The organism is Streptomyces corynorhini (assembly GCF_003346515.1).
Classification (GTDB): Bacteria; Actinomycetota; Actinomycetes; order Streptomycetales; family Streptomycetaceae; genus Streptomyces; species Streptomyces corynorhini.
Genome location: NZ_QQNA01000277.1, coordinates 1 through 5,283 on the forward strand (window position 1 = coordinate 1; position 5,283 = coordinate 5,283).

A 5,283-nucleotide genomic window follows, 5' to 3' on the forward strand; every position below is an offset into this window, starting at 1 on the left:
CCCCGTGGAGCGCGCGCCGGAGCGGACGGGGGCGCTTCCGTCCGCCAGATCGCGTACATCGAGTACGGCGACCTGGAGCGAGGCCGTCGCCGCCGCCCCCGAGGACGTCAGGACGGCGGCGAGCCGCTCGGACAGCTCCTGATCGGCACGCGCGGTGGCCGACGAAGCGGACACCGAAGCCGAAGCCGAAGCCGACGCGGACACCGAAGCGGACACAGACGCGGACGTGGTCGCGGACGGCTCGGGCGGCACCAGAGCCGCCCGGGACGAACCGGTCAGGGCGCCCGCCCCGACGCTCCGCCCCGACCCCGCCCGCGTCACCACCCACGCGGACAGGGCGAGCACCAGGAGCAGGGCGAGGCCCGTGAGGGCGGGCGAAACGGCCCTGCGCGCGGCGGATCCGCGCGCGTGGGAGGCGATCCGGTGGCGTGGCATGGGCGCGAGGCTAGGAACAGCGGCTGTGGCGTACCTGTGCACCGGCTGGGCACCGGATGAAAAGCGGCCGGCTCGTGGCACCCGGAGTACGCTGAGACCGCCGGGGACATTTCAGGCAATCGCTACCGAACCCAGCGCCGTTTCCCGGCGAGCCCGCGGCACTGGGCACTGAGCCCTACCGGCGTTCGCGCCGAGGAGGCGGGTGCCTCATGAACAACTGGTGGGTCAGCGTGGTCGTGATCCTCGCCCTGATCGCGGTGGGTGTGCTGCTCATTCATCTGGTCAACGCGCACCACCGGCAGGACATCGCCGCGTACCCCTACAGCCGAAACCCGTGGGCCCCCGGCAAGAGGTCCAGGTCCGGGCCCGGGTCCACGTCCGGGTCCACGTCCACGTCCAGGCGCGAAGAGGACCGGCACACGGACGACCAGCGAGCGCGAGACCGCCACGACACCTACCGCGACACCGACACCGCCCGCGAGACCGACCCCGACTCCGGCCGCGACACCGACTGAACCACGCGTGAACCGCGCGTGAACCACGCCGCCCGCGCCGCCCGCGCCGCCCGCGCCCACCTGCCACGACGCGGTCCGCACACCCGCGCCCTGGTGATCGTCTTGTCGTACGCGTGACTTACTCTTCCTTCACCCTGACCGGCGTCACGGCCAGGGGTTTCAGCGTGGGGGGAACAACTTCATCATGCGTACGCGCATACTTCCGGCCGCGACAGCGCTCGCGGTACTCCTCGGATCGGTGGTGCTCGCCGCGGGGACGGCGACCGCCGACTCGGCCAAGGTCCTGCCGGTCGGCTCCGCCGGGGACGTCGTCGTGGACGGCGTGCACAAGAGGGTCTTCATCAGCGATCCCACCCAGGGCAAGGTCGTCGCGACCGACTACGCGGGCACGGTCCTCGGGACCGTCTCCGGGCTGCCCCGCGTGGAAGGGCTCGCGCTCTCCGCCGACTCCGAGCAGCTGTACGCGGCGGTGCCGGGGGACGACTCCGTCGTGGCCGTCTCGACGCGCACGGTCACCCCGTCGGCGCGGTACGCGACCGGCGACAACACCGCCCCGGAGGACGTCGTCCTCGCGGGCGGCAAGCTCTGGTTCTCGTACAGCACCGGTACGACGGGCAACATCGGCTCGCTTGAGGTGTCGGGCGAGGAGCCCGTGGTCACCCTCGGCCAGGACGACGAGAGCGGCTGGTACGGCACGCCGAAGCTCGACGCCACCCCCGGCGCCCCGGACCTCCTGGTGGCCGGGGACCCGAACACGACCTCGTCCCGGCTCGGCGTGTACGACGTCTCGGACGGTACGGCGGTCCGCACCGCCTCGGCCGCCGGGTCGCACGGCAGGAACGTCGACTTCGCGCTCACCCCGGACGGCAGCCGGCTCATCACGGCCAACAGCGACAAGTACCACTGGATCCTGCGGACGTCCGACCTCGCGGAGACCGGCTCGTACCCCACGACGGACTACGCCAACGCCGTGGACGTCAGGGCCGACGGTACGGTCGCGGCCGGCAGCGACTCCTGGTACGACACGGACGTCCACGTCTTCCAGCCGGGCGCCACAAAGGCGGTACGGCAGTACGACTTCCCCAACACCGGCAACACCAGCGCCTCGGACACGCTGGCGGCCGGGGCCCTGGCCTGGGAGCCGGGCGGCGGGCGGCTGTTCGCCGTGTCCGGCAACAGCCGGGGGGTGTACTCCCTGCGGGTCCTGACCGACCCCACCAAGTCGGTCACGACCCTGACGGCCACCGCGCCCGCCTCCGCGACCCGCGCCAAGGCGCTCACGGTCAAGGGCAGGATCACCGCGTCCGTGGCGCTCCCGGCGGGGACCCCGCTGACGGTCACGCGGACCGACCTGGAGTCCCCGAAGGGCACGTCGCTCGGGACGAAGAAGACCACGGACGCGAAGGGCACGTTCTCCTTCTCCGACACCCCGCCTGCGGGCGGCAAGGTCACCTACAAGGTCACGTACGCGGGCAGCGCCACGCACACCGCCTCCTCCGCGTCCGCCAAGGTGAACGTCTCGCGGGCGGCGCCCGGCCTGAAGCTGGACCGCAACGGCAAGGTGTACGCGTACGGCACCGCCGTCTCCTTCACCGCGCACCTCGGCACCACGTACAAGAACCGCACGGTCGAGATCTACGCCGACCCGTACGGCGCCGACAAGCCCAAGAAGCTGATCAAGAAGGGCAAGGTCAACTCCAAGGGCAATCTGTCGGCCACCGTGAAGATGACCCGCAACACCACGGTCACCGCCACCTTCACGGGCGACGCGCGCTACGCCACCAAGTCCGTGAAGTCCACGGCGCAGGCCAGGGCCAAGGTCTCCACGTCGGTCTCCCGCCACTACAAGACGGGCAAGATCGGCTCCACGACGTACGCGTACTTCCACAAGAAGACGAACCCGCTGTTCACGACGGCCATGACGTACCACAAGGGGCGGGCGCAGCGGTTCACCATGGAGATGTACTACGACGGCCGCTGGTACAGCCTCGGCGACGAGTACTTCTCGCTGGGCACGAACGGGAAGTCCGCCGTCGAGCTGGCCGGCGAGCGGGACACCGGGATCCGGGTCCGGATGCGCTCGTCGTACATCAAGGGCACGTCGGGTGACAACGTGAACTACACGACGCACGGCGCGTGGAAGTACTTCATCTTCACGAAGTAGCACGAGGCAGCACGAAGCAGTACGAGCCAGTACGAGGCAGCACGAGGCAGTACTGATCAGCACGAGGTAGCACTAAGCAGTACGAAGCATTACTGAGCGGTACGAAGCAGCCGAGGCCGGTCGGGGGCAGCAGCCCTCGTCCGGCCTCTCCGTTTCCCGTTTCGCGGGGCGGAATAGCGACCGCCGGTCCGTCGTTGTACAGTTCAGTTGAAGCTTCAACTAAAGCGACGGACACGAGAGAAGTGGTGAGCGCGATGCAGTTCGGGATCTTCACCGTCGGCGATGTCACGACCGACCCGACCACCGGACGTACGCCGACCGAGCACGAGCGGATCAAGGCGATGGTGGCCATCGCCCGCAAGGCCGAGGAGGTCGGGCTCGACGTCTTCGCGACCGGTGAGCACCACAACCCGCCCTTCGTCCCGTCCTCACCCACCACCATGCTCGGCCACATCGCGGCCACCACCGAGCGGCTGATCCTCTCCACCTCCACCACGCTGATCACCACCAACGACCCGGTGAAGATCGCCGAGGACTTCGCGATGCTCCAGCACCTGGCCGACGGGCGCGTCGACCTGATGATGGGGCGCGGGAACACCGGCCCGGTCTATCCGTGGTTCGGCGAGGACATCCGCAAGGGCATCCCGCTGGCCATCGAGAAGTACGCGCTGCTGCACCGGCTGTGGCGCGAGGACGTCGTGGACTGGGAGGGCCAGTTCCGTACGCCGCTCCAGGGCTTCACCGCGACGCCGCGCCCGCTGGACGGGACCCCGCCGTTCGTCTGGCACGGCTCGATCCGCTCGCCGGAGATCGCCGAGCAGGCCGCCTATTACGGGGACGGCTTCTTCGCCAACAACATCTTCTGGCCCAAGGAGCACTTCCAGCAGCTGATCCGCCTCTACCGCAAGCGCTACGCGCACTACGGGCACGGCACCCCGGAACAGGCGATCGTCGGCCTCGGCGGCCAGGCGTTCATGCGGAAGAACTCGCAGGACGCGGTACGGGAGTTCCGCCCGTACTTCGACAACGCGCCGGTGTACGGGCACGGGCCCTCGCTGGAGGACTTCACCGAGCAGACGCCGCTGACCGTCGGCAGCCCGCAGCAGGTCATCGAGAAGACGCTGTCGTTCCGCGACTCCTTCGGCGACTACCAGCGCCAGCTGTTCCTGATGGACCACGCGGGGCTGCCGCTGAAGACCGTGCTGGAACAGCTCGACCTGCTGGGCGAGGAGGTCGTGCCCGTCCTGCGCAAGGAGTTCGCCGCGCTGCGGCCCGCCGGGGTGCCGGACGGACCGGTGCACCCGGCGGCGGCAGCCGCCGCCACCGTACGGGCCGCCGCCACCGTAGGGGCCGCCGCCACCGTAGGGACGGAGGTCCGCGCATGACCGGGCAGCGGCTGAAGCTCGTCACGGTCTCCGCAGGACTGAGCAGGCCGTCCTCGACCAGGCTGCTGGCCGACCGGCTGACGGAGGCGGCGGGCCGCGAGCTGGCCGCCGCGGACCGCAAGGCGGACATCACCGTCGTGGAACTGCGCGATCTGGCGGTCGACATCGCGAACCACCTGGTCACCGGCTTCCCGGCGAACGCGCTGCGGGACGCGCTGGCGGCGGTGGCCGGAGCGGACGGGCTGATCGTGGTGACGCCGGTCTTCGCCGCGTCGTACAGCGGACTGTTCAAGTCCTTCTTCGACCTGGTCGAGCCGGACGCGCTCAGCGGTACGCCCGTCCTGCTGGCCGCGACCGGCGGCACCGCGCGCCACTCGCTCGTGGTGGAGCACGCGCTGCGCCCGCTCTTCTCGTACCTCCACGCGCTCACCCTGCCGACGGCCGTCTTCGCGGCCACCGACGACTGGGGCACGGGCGCGGACCGGCACGCGGGCGGGCTGCCCGCCCGGATCGACCGCGCGGGCGGCGAGCTGGCGCGGCTGCTGAGCGGAACGCCGACGGGGCGGACGCCTGAATCCGCGTCCGCGGGGCAGGAGGGGTCCGAGGGACGAGAAACGGGAGAGCTGGCCGACGGGGACGACGGGGACGAGGTCGTACCGTTCGCGCAGCTCCTCGCGAACGTCTCCGGGAACGGTCGGTAAGAGGCCGCGCGAATAGGTGGGGTGGAGGAAGGAGCGGGGTGAGGGGCAAGCATGGCAAGGCGGAGGAGGGAGGCGACGCGGAG

At 70.5% G+C, this 5,283-nt stretch carries 5 protein-coding genes; 4 read left to right on the top strand and 1 reads right to left on the bottom strand.

The window, feature by feature from the left end:
- Positions 1-435 (bottom strand): hypothetical protein (locus DVH02_RS28600; RefSeq protein WP_199566449.1); only part of this gene is annotated, 435 nt, incomplete at its 3' end.
- A 209-nt stretch (positions 436-644) separates the two neighbouring features.
- Here DVH02_RS28600 and DVH02_RS28605 point away from each other — a divergent pair.
- From DVH02_RS28605 to DVH02_RS28620, 4 genes are all read left to right on the top strand, one after another.
- Positions 645-950, top strand: coding sequence for a hypothetical protein (locus DVH02_RS28605; protein ID WP_114626753.1), 306 nt, complete (start codon positions 645-647; stop codon positions 948-950).
- Between the two features lie 184 nt (positions 951-1,134).
- Positions 1,135-3,114, top strand: coding sequence for a YncE family protein (locus tag DVH02_RS28610; protein ID WP_114626754.1), 1,980 nt, complete (start codon positions 1,135-1,137; stop codon positions 3,112-3,114).
- A 254-nt stretch (positions 3,115-3,368) separates the two neighbouring features.
- Positions 3,369-4,499, top strand: a complete 1,131-nt coding sequence (locus DVH02_RS28615) for an LLM class flavin-dependent oxidoreductase (protein WP_114626756.1) — start codon at positions 3,369-3,371, stop codon at positions 4,497-4,499.
- Entirely contained in the window at positions 4,496-5,200 is a 705-nt protein-coding gene (locus tag DVH02_RS28620) for an FMN reductase (RefSeq protein ID WP_114626755.1), read from the top strand. Before DVH02_RS28615 ends, DVH02_RS28620 begins: the two co-directional genes overlap by 4 nt.
- Positions 5,201-5,283: the final 83 nt, after the last annotated feature.